This window comes from Bradyrhizobium sp. AZCC 1719 (genome assembly GCF_036924525.1).
GTDB lineage: Bacteria > Pseudomonadota > Alphaproteobacteria > Rhizobiales > Xanthobacteraceae > Bradyrhizobium.
The window spans coordinates 3,988,824-4,004,986 of record NZ_JAZHRU010000001.1 but is presented as its reverse complement, the minus strand read 5'-3'; the positions used below and the strand labels follow the sequence as shown (position 1 = coordinate 4,004,986).

The 16,163-nt window shown below is 62.5% G+C and carries 13 protein-coding genes; 5 read left to right on the top strand and 8 right to left on the bottom strand.

What is annotated here, in order from left to right:
* Positions 1-9: 9 nt before the first annotated feature.
* Together V1292_RS18705 and glsA are read right to left on the bottom strand one after the other, a co-directional pair.
* On the bottom strand, positions 10-1,662 hold the full coding sequence (locus tag V1292_RS18705) for an MFS transporter (RefSeq protein WP_334374197.1): 1,653 nt from the start codon (positions 1,660-1,662) through the stop codon (positions 10-12).
* A 73-nt stretch (positions 1,663-1,735) separates the two neighbouring features.
* Positions 1,736-2,734 carry a glutaminase A gene (gene glsA, locus V1292_RS18700; RefSeq protein WP_334374196.1) on the bottom strand — a complete coding sequence of 333 codons (999 nt, stop codon included), beginning with the start codon at positions 2,732-2,734 and terminating at the stop codon, positions 1,736-1,738.
* 390 nt (positions 2,735-3,124) lie between these two features.
* On the opposite strand from glsA, the gene V1292_RS18695 reads away from it, so the two are divergent.
* Positions 3,125-4,687: an AbgT family transporter gene (locus V1292_RS18695; protein ID WP_334374195.1), complete on the top strand. Its 1,563-nt coding sequence runs from the start codon at positions 3,125-3,127 to the stop codon at positions 4,685-4,687.
* A 38-nt stretch (positions 4,688-4,725) separates the two neighbouring features.
* Positions 4,726-6,504 carry a metallophosphoesterase gene (locus V1292_RS18690; RefSeq protein WP_334374194.1) on the top strand — a complete coding sequence of 593 codons (1,779 nt, stop codon included), beginning with the start codon at positions 4,726-4,728 and terminating at the stop codon, positions 6,502-6,504.
* A gap of 129 nt (positions 6,505-6,633) precedes the next feature.
* Here the strand turns inward: V1292_RS18690 and V1292_RS18685 are convergent, their stop codons facing one another.
* Positions 6,634-7,668 carry an AI-2E family transporter gene (locus V1292_RS18685; RefSeq protein WP_334374193.1) on the bottom strand — a complete coding sequence of 345 codons (1,035 nt, stop codon included), beginning with the start codon at positions 7,666-7,668 and terminating at the stop codon, positions 6,634-6,636.
* Between the two features lie 173 nt (positions 7,669-7,841).
* On the opposite strand from V1292_RS18685, the gene V1292_RS18680 reads away from it, so the two are divergent.
* Positions 7,842-9,527 carry a caspase family protein gene (locus V1292_RS18680; protein ID WP_334374192.1) on the top strand — a complete coding sequence of 562 codons (1,686 nt, stop codon included), beginning with the start codon at positions 7,842-7,844 and terminating at the stop codon, positions 9,525-9,527.
* Between the two features lie 71 nt (positions 9,528-9,598).
* Here V1292_RS18680 and V1292_RS18675 read toward each other — a convergent pair whose 3' ends face one another.
* The 4 genes from V1292_RS18675 to thiD all read right to left on the bottom strand — a co-directional run bounded on the left by V1292_RS18675 (position 9,599) and on the right by thiD (position 13,707).
* On the bottom strand, positions 9,599-10,588 hold the full coding sequence (locus tag V1292_RS18675) for a threonine ammonia-lyase (RefSeq protein WP_334374191.1): 990 nt from the start codon (positions 10,586-10,588) through the stop codon (positions 9,599-9,601).
* Positions 10,589-10,743: 155 nt separating this feature from the next.
* Complete coding sequence (locus V1292_RS18670) at positions 10,744-11,802, bottom strand: glycosyltransferase family 4 protein (protein WP_334374189.1); 1,059 nt, start codon at positions 11,800-11,802, stop codon at positions 10,744-10,746.
* Complete coding sequence (locus V1292_RS18665; protein ID WP_334374188.1) at positions 11,799-12,611, bottom strand: UDP-2,3-diacylglucosamine diphosphatase; 813 nt, start codon at positions 12,609-12,611, stop codon at positions 11,799-11,801. Before V1292_RS18665 ends, V1292_RS18670 begins: the two co-directional genes overlap by 4 nt.
* A gap of 295 nt (positions 12,612-12,906) precedes the next feature.
* Entirely contained in the window at positions 12,907-13,707 is an 801-nt protein-coding gene (gene thiD / locus V1292_RS18660; protein WP_334374187.1) for a bifunctional hydroxymethylpyrimidine kinase/phosphomethylpyrimidine kinase, read from the bottom strand.
* Between the two features lie 132 nt (positions 13,708-13,839).
* Here thiD and V1292_RS18655 point away from each other — a divergent pair, with 132 nt between their 5' ends.
* Both V1292_RS18655 and V1292_RS18650 read left to right on the top strand, forming a co-directional pair.
* Positions 13,840-14,085 (top strand): Lrp/AsnC ligand binding domain-containing protein, encoded by a 246-nt coding sequence (locus V1292_RS18655; RefSeq protein ID WP_065730617.1) that lies wholly within the window; start codon positions 13,840-13,842, stop codon positions 14,083-14,085.
* A 249-nt stretch (positions 14,086-14,334) separates the two neighbouring features.
* On the top strand, positions 14,335-15,132 hold the full coding sequence (locus V1292_RS18650; RefSeq protein WP_334374186.1) for a J domain-containing protein: 798 nt from the start codon (positions 14,335-14,337) through the stop codon (positions 15,130-15,132).
* 21 nt (positions 15,133-15,153) lie between these two features.
* Here V1292_RS18650 and V1292_RS18645 read toward each other — a convergent pair whose 3' ends face one another.
* Positions 15,154-16,083, bottom strand: coding sequence for a c-type cytochrome (locus tag V1292_RS18645; protein WP_334374185.1), 930 nt, complete (start codon positions 16,081-16,083; stop codon positions 15,154-15,156).
* Between the last annotated feature and the right edge of the window lie 80 nt (positions 16,084-16,163).

The following is a 16,163-nucleotide window of genomic DNA, read 5'->3' as shown; positions in this document are numbered from 1 at the left end:
TGTTTCACATCAGGCTGATCTCGGGCGCTCGGCAGCCGACGCATCGCTCGGTATCTCGCCCGGCAGATAATTCGGAAGCCGGCCCGCCGGGATGATCGCCAGCAGCGCAAGACCGGCCATGATCAGCAGTCCGATCTTCAGCGCACGCAGCCGCGCTTCGGTATTCACGCGCACCGCTTCCTCGACCTGCTGCGGCGTCGCGGTCGTGCTTTCCATCACGCTCCGCAGCCGGTCGTTGCTGACGAAAGTGATGTTGTCGAGATCGACCTGGCTCTGGATCTCCTTCGGCAGTTCGGGGCTGGCCGCGATACTGCTGAGCGCGATCGCACTCAACAGACCGACCAGAAGCGCACCCGCCACCGCCGTTCCAACCGCAGCGGCAAGATTTTGCGTGGTGCCGCGCAGCGACCCGACGTCGCCTGCGAGTTCCTTGGGCGAGGCGGTGACCAGCACGTTGAACAACAGCGTCACCAGCGAGCCCTGCCCGATCCCGAACAGAACCAGGCCGATCAGCACAGGAATCTCGCTCCAGTCGTTGCGCACGACAACGGCCAGCCACACCAGGCCAACCGTACACAGCAGGAAGCCGTAGCGGCCGATCTGCCGCGGCGTCAGCCGGTCGTAGACATTGACGATCAGCATCGCCGTGAAGAACACGGTCAGATTGAACGGCATCATCGCGATCGCAGTCGCAAGCGGCGAGCGGCCCTGCACGATCTGAATGTACAGCGGCACCGAGAAATTAAGCGCCGCCTCCAGCGCGACCACGGCAAACAGCGCATAGACCGCGCAACGCTCTTCCGGCGAGTCGATCACCTCGAGCGCCAATAGCGGGGTCTTCCCGGCGGCCTGACGCCGATGCGTCCACATCAGGAATGCCTGCCCGAGCACGACGCCGAGAACGATCATGATCGGCGCCGGCGAAAGGCCAAGCAGATCGAACGGCGCATTGGCGGTGGCCAGCGCCAGCCCCCATCCGTTCAGGTTGTTGAAGCCGAAACTGATGAGAACGATCGCCGATGCCGCCAGGACCACGCCGAAGAGATCGATATGCACATCCGGGCGGCCATAGTCTCGCTTGAGACGGAAACTCAACAGGAAAACAATCGCAGAAACCGCGATCAGGATACCGAATGCAGGCCGCCAGCCGATATAGGTGCCGAGCACGCCGCCGATGATGAACGCCAGCACGCCGGCCGCCGCGCGCGCGGAGCCGAGTGCGCCCACCGCCGTCGCCTGCTGCCGTCCCGTGTAATTCTCGGCAATCAGCGCCACCAGCGACGGCACGATCACGGCGCCGGCCGCGCCGCAAAGCGCTTGCGCTGTGATCATCAACGTCGCCGTGGGACTGAATGTCATCAATATCTGCGACGCGCAGAACAGGATGACGGCGAAGCGAAACACCTGCAGCGCGCCGAACCGCTGCGCGAGTTTTGCGCCAAGCATCACGAAGCCGGCCACCAGCATGGAATAGGCCACGATACCGGTCGCAACCGTCGTCGGCGGGACGCCAAAACTCTTCACCATCCCGCCGAGCGCCACCGGTAGCGAGGCGACGTTGTAGGACATGATCATCTGGCCGAGCGCGATGGCGATCATCGGTACCCATGATTCCCGCGCCTCTTCCCGGATTGCTCCGATCGACATCGAGTGCGTCGCCATGGTGTCCTCCCGAGCGGCTCGGTTCCGGATTGATCGAGCTATCGGCTCGATCGAGCCACTCTTTGCATCTGCTTCAGTTTTCCGGTTGCGATACGAACAGATCCATTCCCAGCCGCTGCGACAGGAATTTTGCCGCGAGTTGCCCCTTCACGCTGTTGCCGGCCGCGTCGAGCGGCGGCGCGAATGTACCGAAGCCGCCTTTCCCGGGAGAGACCGCGACGATGCCGCCGCCGATCCCACTCTTGCCCGGCAGGCCGATGTCGTAGAGCCAGTCGCCCGAGGTCTCGTATAGGCCAGCGGTAATCATCACGGTGAGCGCGTAGTGGCAGACCGCAGCATCCACTACGCGCTGCCGGGTAACCGGATTGACGCCGCCGTCCGCCAGCGTCGCGCCCATGACCGCCAGATCCCGCGCACTCACATTCAGCGAGCACTGCTTGGTATAGAGATCGGTCGCCTGCTTGGCGTCGCAATAGATGCGGTCGTAGCTCTGCAGCAGCCGGGCGATACTGCGATTGCGATAGTTGGTTTGCGACGCCGAGGCGTACACCTCTTCATTGAGCGTGAGCTTGCGCCCCGCAAACCGCGACAACCCGTCATGAATGAATTGCCATTGGCCTTCAGCCGTCAGGCCCGGCACGAGGCTGGTGGTCGCGATCGCGCCCGCGTTGACCATCGGGTTGGTGCGGCCACCGCCCTGCTCGATGGCCGCGAGAGAATTGAAGGGCAATCCGGTGGCGTTCGCCCCAAGTCTTCTGCGCGCCTCTTCCGGGCCGATCGTCTCGCAAACAAGCGCGAACACGAACGGCTTCGATACGCTCATGATCGAGAATTCGTAGCCGGTGTCTCCCGCCTCGTAGATGCGTCCGCTGGTGCCGGCAACGCAAATCCCGAACAGTTCGCGGGGAACCCTGGCAAGGGCCGGATAGACCTGTGAATTCTGTCCGTCTCCGTTCGACTTGAAGCGCCGGTGCGCGTCCGACACCAACTCTTGCACCAGCTCGGGTTCTGGCAGGTGTCCTGTCGAGATGTAAGGGCGCTCTATAAGTTCCGAAATCGAAGGTGAGTCCATCGGACTCCTCCATCCGGCCCGACATGCTGCGCGCAGATGATCAAGCCGTTCGGCAACACGAGTTACATGCTGATAGACGGTCTGCGTTGACCGTCTCAGCTTCGTTTGACTTCCACGCACCGTAACGCTCGAAAGTGCATCGAGTCAATCACACAACCTTAAAGTACGTTTGCGTCGGGTGTGTTCCGCTACACAACTTTGTGAAAGATCACGAGAACGCCGATGGCATCGCATGGAAAAACCTCCGCAAATTAGCGACCAATTTGACCGAGCGCTGTCATGGTTTGGTGAGAGCGATCAGCGAACCGTGATCCGCTCGCTCGCAGGTTGTGATACGGTCAAAACCATGCCGAGCGCCTTCGAAGGAGGCGCTCGGTAAGGACGGCTTTCATGCGCCGCGCAAGCGAAGCAAGCACTGAGACGGCCAGGGCAACCACGCCGGCCATGCTCGACGCGATCGAGCGGATCGGCAACAGCGTTCCCCACCCGGTTCTGATCTTCCTGATTCTGATCGCCATTGCGGTGATCGCATCGCACCTGCTCTATTTGCTCGACGCGTCGATTTCCTACCAAATCATCAATCCGGCGACCCACGGCACGGAGACCGTGACAGCCCGCGCCAACAGCCTGCTGACGACGGAAGGTATCAGGCACATCTATACGCGGCTGGTGCCCAATTTCATGGGCTTCAGCGCGGTCGGACTGCTGATCGTCGCCATGATCGGCGTCGGCGTCGCCGAGGAATCGGGCCTGGTCAACGCCTGCATCCGCAAGCTCGTCGCCGCCTCACCGCGCTGGACGCTTTCCTACATTCTTGCCTTCGTCGGGATCCTCTCGAGCGTGGCCTCCGATGCGGGTTACCTCGTGCTGATCCCGCTGGCCGGCACGGCGCTGATGAGCGTCGGCCGGCATCCGCTGGCGGGTCTGGCGCTCGGCTTCGCAGGCGTGGCCAGCGCCTTCAGCGTGAACATGCTGATCAAACCGCTCGATGCCGTCCTCACCGAACTGACCAACGACGCCATTCACATCGTCAACCCGTCACTCTCGATCGAAGTGACCGCCAATTTATGGTTTTCGATTGTGTCTGTCGTCGTATTGACGATCGTGATTGCCCTGATCACGGAGCGGATCATCGAACCGCGCCTTGGCGCGTATCGCGAGGATCAGGCCAGCGCAATGCTGCCCCCGCACGAGGGCGGACAACTCTCCGCACGAGAGACGCGCGGCTTGAGGTATGCCGCCGCAGGACTACTGGCCGTCACGCTCGTCTTCTGCCTGCTGGCGCTGCCGCCATGGGCCCCTCTCCGCGATCCCGCGACCGGAGCGCTGGTCGGCAATTCACCCTTCATGAACGGGCTGATCGGCCTCGTCATGATCTTGTTCCTGGTGACCGGCATCGCCTATGGCATCGGCGCAGGAACAATCAGGCACGCTACCGACGTCGTCGATGCTATGACCAAGGCGGTCTCCGGAATGGGCGGCACGATCTTGCTGTTCCTGGTCATCAGCCAGTTCGTGGATTACTTCACCTACAGCAACATTCCGACGCTGCTCGCGGTCAAGATGGCCGATACCCTGAAGGACGCGAGCATCGGCCCGCTATGGCTGTTGCTGGGACTCATTGCGGTGGTTGCCATACTCGATCTGGTCTTCACGCCGGCTATCGCCACATGGGCGATCTTTGCGCCGGTGTTCGTCCCGCTGTTCGTGCAGTTGGCCGTCGATCCGGCGGCGGTGCTGGCTGCATACCGGGTCGGAGACGGGCCGATGAACTCGATCACTCCGCTCAATCCTTACTTCGCGCTCGTTGTCGGCTTTGCCCAGAAGTACGACCGCAAGGCAGGCGTCGGCACCGTCATCGCGCTGATGCTGCCCTATGTGCTCTGGATGGCCGCGCTTTGGACACTTCTTTTTGTCGCGTGGTACCTGATGGGCCTCCCCTGGGGCGTTTAGCCGAAGACGGCGCGAGCGGCAGGATGCGGTATTGAGCAATGACGAAGCCGATCTCCGAGCGACACGCCACCAAAGCCGCAGAGAATATGCTGGTCGATCCGCGGAACGGCGATATTGAGGATGATGCCGCCAGTCCGGGACAGCGGTCGCTGCTGGCAATCGCCGGAAGCCTGCTGGTCGAAATCAGTTTGCCGAAGCTCTTGTTCGCCTGGACGGTCTTGCTGTTGTTGCCGTCGGTGCTGCTCGGTCTGGCGCCGTTGCTGGCTTCGGCCTGGTTTTCCACCTTGTCGGAACAGCTTGCAGAGCTGACCGAAATCGGCACCGCGCTGTTGCTGGCCGCGATCGTCGCGGTGGGATGGATCGGATGGCGCCCGCTGCTTCGGATCGCCGAGATCAATTTCTGGTCGCTCAATGCACTCGCGGTGCAGCCGGGCTATGCGTTTTCGCGCGAAGCCTTGCGTCATCTGACGGAACTGATCGTAGGAAAAAACTTCACTCCTGCCGGCCGGGCGCGCTTGCGCAGCGCCAATTCGGTTGGCGCCGGTATCATGTTGTCCGCATGCGCGGCGGTGATCGCGATACTCGCCTGGCCTGCCTCGCGTTGGGCTGGTAACTGGAGCGATCTGCTCTTGCTGCATCGGCTCGCCATGCCCACGCTTGCGAATGCTGTTGTACTGATGGCAGGCTATCTGGCGATCGCATCGCTGGTTTGGGGTTTTGCCGATGCCAGCATGCCTCAACCGCACGATCTTGCCATGTTCGATGCCGCCCCGTCCGAAGGCCGGATCTGGCGCGTTGCGCATCTGTCGGATCTTCATGTGATCGCCGAGCAATATGGTTTTCGCATCGAAAGCGGACGGGCTGGCCCGCGCGGCAATGGCCGGCTCAATCGAATCTTCGCGCGGCTGGCCGCCATCCATGCCAGCAATCCGCTCGATCACGTTCTGGTCACGGGCGACATGACCGACGCCGGTCGCGCCAGCGAATGGGCATTAGTCCTCGAAGCGCTGGCGCGCCACCCGGAGCTTGCCGCGCGCACGATCCTGTTGCCGGGCAATCACGACGTCAACATCGTCGACCGCGCCAATCCGGCCCGGCTCGACCTGCCGTTCAGCACCGGCAAGCGGCTGCGGCAAATCCGGACGCTGTCGGCGATGGCGGCCGTGCAAGGCGAACGGGTACACGTCGTCGATGCCAAGGGAAGACCGGCCGCTACGCTGCAACAGGCGCTGGCGCTCTACCGCGACGCGATCGTGGCCGTTGCTGAGTTTGGAGGTTTGCGCCGTGTCGCCGCGCTGCGCAGCCTGTTCGACGACCAGTTTCCGATGATCCTGCCGCCGGAACCGGAAGATGGCCTCGGAATCGCGATCCTGAACTCGAATGCAAAGACCCATTTTTCCTTCACCAACGCGCTTGGACTGGTATCCGTCGAACAGGCGCATCGCCTCGAGGCAGCGATCGGATGTTTTCCGCGGGCGCGCTGGATCGTCGCATTGCACCACCACCTGGCGGAATATCCCATGCCGGTAAAAGCATTTTCCGAGCGCATCGGAACGGCGCTGATAAACGGCAGTTGGTTCGTCCGCAGATTGGAAGCGCTGGGAGATCGCGCCGTCGTGATGCATGGCCACCGTCATATCGACTGGATCGGCGCATGCGGCGGGTTAAAAATCATCTCCGCTCCCTCGCCCGTGATGGGTGCGACCGACGCTGCAGCGACGTACTTCTACATTCATTCACTGACGGCCGGCCAGGATGGCCGGCTGGGCCTGTTGCCGCCCGAGCGGGTAGAGATCGAGGGCGACATCGACGACTAACTTTCTCAACCCCTCATCCTGAGGAGCCGGCAGAGCGGGCGTCTCGAAGGATGTAGGCCACAGACAGGGCCTCATGGTTCGAGACGCGCTTCGCGCTCCTCACCATGAGGGGCTTATGACACAGCAAGACTAGAGCTTGCCGGGTTTCTCCGGCTCCGGTCCGCCGAGCAGATCGGCAATCCAGCGGCTCGACGGATGCTGGGCACAGAAGGTGAGTATGGCAAGCGTGATGGGTACGCCGATGAAGGTCCCGAACAGGCCCCACAGGAACGTCCAGAAGAAGATTGCAAATAGCACCACCACTGGCGAGATCGACAACAGGCTGCCGGCCACCCGCGGCTCGATGTAGCTGCCGACCGCGAATTGAATGATGTTCAGGCACACGAATACGCCGAGCACCGCCGGCCAGGTCTCGAACTGCGTCATCGCCAACAGGGTTGGAAACAGTGTCGCAACGAACGGGCCGATGAACGGGATATAGTTCAGCACGAACGCGATCACGCCCCATTCGAACGCGAATGGCAGCCCGGTAATCCAGGCGAAGCTGCCGACCAGCAGGCCTGTGACCGCGCTCATCTGCGTCCGCACCAAAAGGTACTTTCGGAATTTCGCCGCGGTCGCCTCGCCGCCGTCGAGCAGCACGCGTGCTGCGGTACGGTTATCCAGCCGTTCGATGTTTCGCCTGATGTGTTCGACTTCGAGAAGCCCGAGCATGACGTAAACCAGCGCAATCACCCAGAAGCTGAGCGTCGTGTTCACCCGTCCGGTGACATATTGCGTGGCGCGCAGCAGCCAGCTTACGTTGAAATGTTCAGCCCACAACCCCGCAACCGAGACGCCGTGGCCGTCCAGCCAATTGACGGTCGCTGCATAAAGGGCCTGGTAGCGCGCCAGGTCGGCGAGCAGTGATTGCCCTACCCGACCAAATCCCCAGGCTGCGAGCGAGGCGAAGCCGAGGCAGATTGCCACGGTGGCGACGATGGTGATCGCCAGCGCGGCAAGTTTTGGCATCCAGGACTGCAACTGCTTCTGGATCGGCCACACAATCGCAATGATGAACAATGCCGCCGCAAGCGGCGCGAACACCTTGCTCGCCTGAGCCAGCGCCGCCGTGACCAGCACGCCCGCGATGATTCCTGTGGTGGTCTTTAGCCCGAAGCCCATTTTGGGTTCCTTCGACCGTTCAGCAACCCGAGATTGTCAGCGGTATCGCGCGGCGGCAAGCGTGGAAGCGCCGCGCGCTGCAACCGTGATCGCGGTCACGTACGACAGCCCGCGCCCGGCTTAGCGTCCCCAGCAGCAAATCTCGCAACGAGGTCGCGCCTGAGGAGGCAGCCATGTCCCGTTTTAAGTCATCGCTATTGGGTGCCGGCCTGCTGGCAGGCCTGCTCGGCTTCGCCGGTGCAGCGTTGGCCGAAGCCCCGAACGTCGACATCCGCAACGGCATGCAAACGCCGCCGGCGGACCAGCGCGTCGCGCTGGTGATCGGCAATTCGAATTACCAGATCGCGCCAAAGCTCGCCAATCCCGGCAACGACGCGCAATCGATGGCGCAGCTTTTGAACTCTGCCGGCTTCGAGGTCACCCAGGCCACCGACCTGACGCGCAGCGACATGGTCAAGGTCGTACAGGACTTCTCCGCCAGGGTCGCCGAGCGCGGCCCCGGCACCGTCGCCATGATCTATTATGCCGGTCACGGCGTGCAGGTGGCGGGTGAGAACTATCTGCTTCCGGTCGATGCGAAGATCGCTTCGCCGTCCGATCTTGACGGCAATTCGGTCCGGCTGGTCGATGTGATGGGCACGCTGGAATCGATCCCGAGCCGGATGCGCATCGTGGTGCTCGACGCCTGCCGCAACAATCCGTTCCCCGAGATCAACGACGCCGGGCGGGGCTTGGCGATCGTCGATGCGCCCCGCGGCTCGATCGTCGGCTACTCGACCGCGCCGGGCATGGAAGCGCAGGACGGCGACGGCAACCACAGCCCGTATACGTCAGCTTTCCTGAATGTCGCACGCGAGCCGAACCTGCCGATCGAGCAATTGTTCAAGCGCGTCCGGCTCGAAGTGAACAACACCACCTCCGGAAAGCAGACACCGTGGGAAAGCTCATCGCTGACCTCCGACTTCTATTTCTTCGGCGATACCGCGGTCGCCGCAGGCCGCGCGCCGGATCGCCGCCCGATCGTCCAGGCCGCGTCGAATCTGCCGTCGCGTTCGGTGCGCCAGGCTTACGACTACGTGCTGTCGGAAGGCTCGCCCGAGTACTATGAGGAATTCATCCGCCTTTACCCGCATGACCCGCTATGCGACCACATCCGCATGCTGCTCGGCAATCTGCGGATGGCAACGGCGTGGCACAAAGCGGTGGTCGCCAACTCGCCGTTCGCCTACAAGACGTTCCATGACAACTATTCCAACAGCCCCTACGCCAAGTCCGCGTTGAAGCTGCAGGTCGCGCCGAAGGCCGTGCCCCTGATGCAGTTCACGCATCTGGCGAAGCAGTCGCCGAACTTCAAACCGGCGAACATCGGCAATTCACCCATCCTCGGCATCTCCAAGCACAACCTTGGTGCCCAGGCCCACATGCCGGCGCCTTCCAAGATCATCACGCTGCCTGCCAAGGGCACGGCAACGAATAACCCGATCAATGGCGGCATCAACAACGGCAAGATGGGCAAGGTCACGACCCTGCCTGGCAAGCTCACTGGCAACAGTAATGGCATTGGCGGAAAGGCCACGACCCTGCCCGGCAAGATCAACCCGGTGCCTGTCAATGCCGGCAACAACAGCAGCAAGGTCGGCAAGGTCACGACCTTGCCGCCCAGGATTCATAACAATCCGATACGGGTCACCAAACCCATCACGACCAGGCCCATGATGACCAAGCCCATGATGACCACAGCGCCGCGTCGGTTCAGCGGCGGCATGGGCGGCGGAGGAGGTTTCAGCCAGCGCTTCGCCTCAAGCCCGTCCCGCAGCTCGTTCGGCGGGTCATTCGGCGGCGGCGGCTTCAGGCGCTGAATAAGGAGCTCAGGACAACAAAAAAGCGGGCAGATCACATGCTCTGCCCGCTTCCGTTTAAGATGTGATGATCAGGCGACCAGTTTGGCGAACAGGTCGGCGTCGACATTGCCGCCGGAAAGCACGATGACGACGTTCTTTCCCCTGGCATCGATGCGGCCGGTCAACAGTGCCGCGAGGCCGACGGCGCCGCCGGGCTCGACCACCAGCTTCAATTCACGATAGGCATAGGCCACCGCCGCGCCGACCTCCTCGTCGGATGCGGTCACGCCATTTGCGAGCAGCTTGCTGTTGATCGAGAAGGTGAGTTCGCCAGGCATCGCCGCCATCAGCGCGTCGCAGATGGTGCGGCCGGCGGCGTGATGCGCCTCGCGATGGCCGGCGCGGAGCGAGAGGCCGTGATCGTCATAGTCCTTGGGCTCGGCGACGATGACCTGCGCTTGCGGAAATTTTGCCTTCACGGCCGTCGCAACGCCGGCGATCAGCCCGCCGCCGGAGGCCGGCGCTACCACGATATCTGGCACGAGCCCGAGCGCTGTCATGTCCTCGGCGATTTCACGGCCCGCAGTGCCCTGCCCTGCAATGACGAAGGGATCGTCATACGGCCGGACCAGCGTCGCACCGCGTTTGCCGGCGATACCGTTGGCGATCGCTTCGCGGTCCTCCTTGTCGCGGTCGTAGAGCACCACCTCCGCGCCATAGCCCTTGGTGCGCTCGCGCTTGGTGACCGGAGAGTCTGCCGGCATCACGATGGTGGCCTGCATGTTGAGGATCTGCGCCGCCGCCGCCACGCCCTGGGCGTGGTTGCCGGAAGAGAATGCGACCACCCCGCCGCCGCGCTTGTCCTGCGGGATCGAGGCCAGCTTGTTGAAGGCGCCGCGGAACTTGAACGATCCGGTCCGCTGCAGCATTTCGGGCTTCAGAAAGACCCTGGTCCCGACGCGCTCGTTGAGAACGGGGAACGACAACAGCGGCGTCCGCACCGCAAACGGGCCGACTACTCGCGCCGCCGCGTCGATATCTGCAGCACCGACCGGTGCCGTTGAGGCTTTTTCCGTCATGCGCACTTTGTATCGCGCAAGCGGACCGGCGGGCAATACAGATTCAGGTGATATTAGAGCGTTTTCCAGCGAAGTGGGCGCCGGTTCGCGTGAAGAAAACGCGTCAAAACAAAAACCTAGAGCCCGGTTCTGATTCAATCAGAACCGAAATGGCTCTAGGCGGCGAAATGCGGGTCCTTGGCCGCAAATTCGAGCAGCTCGCCTTCCGGCTGCAGGGGACCAAGGTTGAGGGCATGGTCGATAAAAACCCGTGCCGAGGCCTGCCAGGTATGGGCGGCGGCAAATTCCACGCATTCTTCTCGCGAAATCTGCAGCGCCTCCAGGCAGGCCGTGCGCAAATCCTCGTTCAGCACGCCAACCGGCGCCGAGCCGATCACGTCGCGGGGACCGGTGACCGGAAAAGCCGCGACCGGCAAGCCGCTGGCCAGCGCTTCCAGCAGCACCAAGCCAAACGTGTCGGTCTTGCTGGGAAAGACGAAAATATCGGCCGCCGCATAGATTTCGGCCAGTTCCTCGCCATGCCGCGCGCCGAGGAACATGGCGTCGGGATATTTCCGTTCCAGCGCCATCCGGGCCGGCCCGTCGCCAACCACGAGCTTGGTGCCGGGCAGATCGAGATCGAGGAAGGCCTCGAGATTCTTCTCGACCGCGAGGCGGCCGACACTGAGATATACCGGCGTCGGAAGGCAGAGATCGGCGCTGCGCGGATGGAACAGCGAGGTATCGACGCCGCGCGACCACAGCACCACGTTGCGAAAGCCGCGCAGGCGCAGCTCAGCCGCCAGCGCCGGCGTCGCCGCCATCACTGCCCGGCTCGGCCGGTGGAAGGCACGCAGCGCCCACCAAACCCAGGATTCCGGAATTGGCGAGCGCGCCGAGACATATTCCGGAAACCGGGTGTGAAAGCTCGTGGTGAACGGCAAGCCGCGCTTGCGGCAATAGCGCCGGACCAACAGCCCGATCGGCCCTTCGGTCGCGATATGAATGCTGTCGGGCTTTGCCGCTTCGATCAGTTGCGCGATCTTGCCGGGAAGCGGCAGAGCCAGCCGCAGGTCGGGATAGCTCGGCATCGCAAAGGTGCGAAACGATTGCGGCGTCAGGAAACTCATCTCGACGCCAAGCCCCCTGGCCGCCTCCGCCAGCGCGGTCAGCGTGCGTACCACCCCGTTGACCTGGGGATGCCACGCATCGGTCGCGACCAGGATATGCGTCATGCCGCGCGCGCCGCGACGCGGGGAACGGGCGCCGCCCTTCGCTGCGGATCGGTCCAGGTGATGATCTCGAACCGGCCGTCCTCGTGCTCGGCGAGCGCGGTGCAGCTTTCCACCCAGTCGCCGCAATTCATGTAGCGGATACCGTGCTCGTCGCGGATGGTGGCGTAGTGGATGTGGCCGCAGATCACGCCATCGGCGCCATGGCGTCGCGCCTCGCCGGCCAGCGTCTGTTCAAACGCGCCAATGTAGTTCACGGCGTTCTTGACCTTCAGCTTCGCCCATTGCGACAGCGACCAATAGGGCACGCCGAACATGCGGCGGAAGAAGTTGACGAGGCGATTCATCTGAATGGCGAAGTCGTAGGCCTTGTCGCCGAGATGGGCGAGCCAACGCGCGTTCTGCACCACGAGATCGAAGATGTCGCCGTGGATGATGAGATAGCGCTTGCCGTCGACGCCGGTGTGGATGGTGTTTTCCACCACGTCGATGCCGCCGAAATGCGTGCCGTAGTAGTTGCGCAGGAACTCGTCGTGATTGCCCGGCACGTAGATGACCTTGGCGCCCTTGCGCGCCTTGCGCAGCATCTTCTGCACGAAGTCGTTGTGCGATTGCGGCCAGTACCAGCTCGACTTCAGCGCCCAGCCATCGACGATATCGCCGACGAGATAGATGGTGTCGGCGTCGTGGCTTTTGAGGAAGTCCAGCAAACGGTCGGCTTGCGAGCCGCGGGCTCCGAGATGGACGTCGGAGATGAACAAAGTACGAAAGCGCCGTTCGGGGCTCTCTTCACTCAAGGAGTCACTGCCCATATCTGTGCACCTACCAGATTTCTGTGACAGGGCGATGACTGATCACGCGACCTATAGCCTCACGAGAATCAATACCGCGCCCTTGGCTCTCGCGGATAGCAGCGTGATGCGACAGGCAAGCGACACGGCGGCGGCGACAACTCAATGTCATCCCTGCGAACGCAGGGACCGATAACCACCGATGCTCATTGTTGGAGAAGATAACGAGCCGCTTGCTTCAATTGATAAGCCGCGGCGCGATGGGCGCGATTGCGCTCACGCTCGGGGTCCCTGGTTCGCAAGGACGACAGTTCAGCTAGTAAAACTTATGAAAATGGTGGATCGGGCCGTGACCGTGGCCGACGCTGAAGCTATCTGCCTCCGCAATCGCAGCGCTGACCCACGCCTTGGCGTTACGCACGGCGGTTTCCATGCCCTCGCCCTTCGCGAGCTCCGCCGCGATCGCCGAGGACAATGAGCAGCCGGTGCCATGGGTGTTTTTCGTCGCAATGCGCGGCGCGGCCAGCGCGATGGTGCCGCTCGTGCCGATCAGATAGTCGACGCACTCGGCGCCCTCCCCGTGGCCGCCCTTGATCAGCACCGCCTTGCACCCCATGGCCAGCAATCGCCTGCCCTGGCTTTCGACGGCGGCCTCACCCGCAGCCACCGGTTCGTCGAGCAGCGCGGCGGCCTCAGGCAAATTGGGCGTAATGACCGAAGCAAGCGGAATGAGTTTTGTCCTGAGCGCCTCGACCGCCTCCGCAGCCAGCAGCCGGTCGCCGGAGGTTGCGACCATCACAGGATCGAGCACGACGTGCTTCGGCGACCAGCGCTTGAGGCCGGCGACGATGGCGTCGATAACCGATGGCTGCGCCACCATGCCGATCTTGACCGCTCCGACGTCGAGATCGGAAAACACCGCATCGATCTGCGCGGTCACGAACTCCGCCGGCACCTGATGGATGCCGCTGACGCCTTCGGTATTCTGTGCAGTCAGCGCCGTAATCACGGAGGCGCCGTAGACACCGAGCGCGGCAAACGTCTTCAGGTCGGCCTGGATACCGGCACCGCCAGAGGAATCGGAGCCGGCGATGGTCAGCGCGATTGGCGCCGTCATCGCAAGCCTCGTGCAAGTCGTGGGTTGAAGGCCATGGAATCTCCTACCGCGCCATGGCATGGGCAGCAAGCTGGCTTGCCATTATCAGCGGTTTTTGGCCTATTGGGACCAACCAATTCGGAGACGACAGCGATGGTTCCCTTCTTTGTCCAGTTCAAATGCAAACTCGGCCAATCCTATGCCGTCGCCAATGCGCTCGCGGAGGCCGAGATCGCCTCGGAGATCTATTCCACTGCCGGTGACTACGATCTGCTGGTCAAGTTCTACGTCGATAAGGACACCGACATCGGCCATTTCGTCAACGAGAAGGTGCAGGTGATTCCAGGGATCCAGGACACCCACACCATCATCACCTTCAAGGCGTTCGGCACGGGCTAGGCACGCTTAAGGCTGCGTCCCTGGCGCGGCCGATTGGCCCGCCTGTGATGGAGGGGCTGCCAGCCCTACCCCCTGCCACGCCAATTGAGCGCCCCAACCGCAGCGCATGGTTAACGACGTTAACCATGGCATGCTTTTGCCATAAGGGGATCATCCTACCGCCTTGATATTTTTGATTATCTAGCGCGTCGTCAATCGGAAGTTCCGCGGCGGGGACGGTCCGAGGGGGAAACGGTCGCGAGTACCACCATGGGGACGCTGTACGATTTGCTCGGAGCGCTTCCGAGTGACGACGCCGAGGAATTGCGGAAGGCATTCCGCAAGGCCGCGAAGGCGACTCATCCCGATATCAATCCCGACAATCCCGAGGCCGCGCTGAGGTTCAGGGAACTCATGCGCGCCTATGACATCCTGACCGACAACGAGCAGCGCGCGACCTACGATCAACTGCTCGCCATTGCGCTGCAGCCGCCTGCCACGAAGGCGATCCAGACTTACGAGACCGTACGAAAGGTCGCCTCCAATACGATGGCGGCAACGATCATTTCCGCGGTGCTGGTCGGCGGCTACACCGTGTTCGGATTGTTTTCAAAACCACCGGGTGCCGCAGAAATGCCGGAGGACAGCCGCGGCGCGCAGCAAGTTGCGGCCGTGCAGCCCGACGCTCCGGCGCAGGACGAACTGCGCATCCAACGCGGGGGAGAGGTTTTAACCGGCGGAGCGGTCGCGCTCGCCTCCGCAGTACCCGCAGCCAAGGAATCGGGCGCCGCCCCCATCGGCCGCTTCGAGCCTGTTCCGGCGTTTGCCACGTACAATCTGGGCGTTCAATATTATCCGCGCTTCGCAACCGCCTATTTCGATCGCGGCGTGGTGCTGTACCGGACCGGCGATTTCGATCAATCGTTCGGCGACATTGCGTCGGCCAAACGTGCCACGGATTTGAAACGGACCAAAAACGCCACGCCCGCGCCGCGCAAGCCGCCGTTGACGATCGTGCCTTCCTTGCCGGAACCGCGACAACCGATCACCGCGGCCATTACGCCCTGACGGCGCGCGAACCTATTTCCGTCATGACTTTTCTGCTTCCTTCTTCGGCCGCGGCGGTCCTTCGACCGGCGGTAGCGACTTGACATACTCCGCGATGGCATCGCGATCTTCTGGCGGCAATTGCGAGGTGTTCTTGATCACGCGCACCATCGATCCGCCGGCGCTGTCGCCATCCGGCGTTTGCCCCGTTTCGAGGAAGTAGGCGATATCCTTCGCGCTCCACTCCTCCAATCTTTTCTGGGTGATGTTGGGTACCCAGCCCTCTCCTTCCGGATTAGGCCCGCCTGCGAAGCGTTGCGCTTCGACGATGCCGCCGAGGAAATTGCGCGGGCTGTGACACTCGGCGCAATGGCCCATACCGTTGACGAGGTAAGTCCCGCGATTCCACGACGCCGAATGTGCGGCGTCTGCTATGTGAGGCTTTCCGTTCATGAACAACCATTTCCAGACACCGATGTTGCGGCGGATGTTGAATGGAAACGGCACGTCGTGATCGCGCGTCTTGCCGGTCACCGCTGGAAGCGTCTTCAGGTAGGCAAATAGATCGCGCACGTCGTCGACGGTAGCGTTCTGGTAGGACGTATATGGAAAGGCCGGAAAGTAATGCACGCCGTCCGGCGACGTCCCCTTGAGCACCGCCGTCACGAAATCCGCTTCGCTCCACCGGCCAATACCGTAAGTGGGATCTGACGAGATGTTGGGAACGTAGAACGTCCCAAACGGAGACGGCATTGCGAGCCCGCCGCCCAGTTGCAGCCGATCGGGTTGGTTGGGAACGGCATGGCAGGAGGAACAGCCTCCGGCATTGAACGTTGCAACGCCGTTGGCAAGGTTCGGCGTGCGGGGAGGAAGCGAAGCTGGAGCAACGACCGCCGGGATCGTGAGCCACCAGAAAACACCGGCGCCGGCGACGCCAGCCAAAATCAAGCCAAGGAGAATTCGTCGCAGCATTCACTGATCCGTTGTCAGGGAGTCCTAAACTCAACAACCAGTATGGACGCACTTTGCGCCATAGGCGTCTGCGAAATTTC

What these genes read in the sequence shown, in the direction of transcription:
- V1292_RS18665 (WP_334374188.1), bottom strand. Translation starts at nt 12,611, where the DNA reads ATGGGCAGTGACTCCTTGAGTGAAGAGAGCCCCGAACGGCGCTTTCGT.
- glsA (WP_334374196.1), bottom strand. Translation starts at nt 2,734, where the DNA reads ATGGACTCACCTTCGATTTCGGAACTTATAGAGCGCCCTTACATCTCG.
- V1292_RS18645 (WP_334374185.1), bottom strand. Translation starts at nt 16,083, where the DNA reads ATGCTGCGACGAATTCTCCTTGGCTTGATTTTGGCTGGCGTCGCCGGC.
- V1292_RS18680 (WP_334374192.1), top strand. Translation starts at nt 7,842, where the DNA reads ATGTCCCGTTTTAAGTCATCGCTATTGGGTGCCGGCCTGCTGGCAGGC.
- V1292_RS18690 (WP_334374194.1), top strand. Translation starts at nt 4,726, where the DNA reads ATGACGAAGCCGATCTCCGAGCGACACGCCACCAAAGCCGCAGAGAAT.
- V1292_RS18685 (WP_334374193.1), bottom strand. Translation starts at nt 7,668, where the DNA reads ATGGGCTTCGGGCTAAAGACCACCACAGGAATCATCGCGGGCGTGCTG.
- V1292_RS18670 (WP_334374189.1), bottom strand. Translation starts at nt 11,802, where the DNA reads ATGACGCATATCCTGGTCGCGACCGATGCGTGGCATCCCCAGGTCAAC.
- V1292_RS18655 (WP_065730617.1), top strand. Translation starts at nt 13,840, where the DNA reads ATGGTTCCCTTCTTTGTCCAGTTCAAATGCAAACTCGGCCAATCCTAT.
- V1292_RS18695 (WP_334374195.1), top strand. Translation starts at nt 3,125, where the DNA reads ATGCGCCGCGCAAGCGAAGCAAGCACTGAGACGGCCAGGGCAACCACG.
- V1292_RS18675 (WP_334374191.1), bottom strand. Translation starts at nt 10,588, where the DNA reads ATGACGGAAAAAGCCTCAACGGCACCGGTCGGTGCTGCAGATATCGAC.
- V1292_RS18650 (WP_334374186.1), top strand. Translation starts at nt 14,335, where the DNA reads ATGGGGACGCTGTACGATTTGCTCGGAGCGCTTCCGAGTGACGACGCC.
- thiD (WP_334374187.1), bottom strand. Translation starts at nt 13,707, where the DNA reads ATGACGGCGCCAATCGCGCTGACCATCGCCGGCTCCGATTCCTCTGGC.
- V1292_RS18705 (WP_334374197.1), bottom strand. Translation starts at nt 1,662, where the DNA reads ATGGCGACGCACTCGATGTCGATCGGAGCAATCCGGGAAGAGGCGCGG.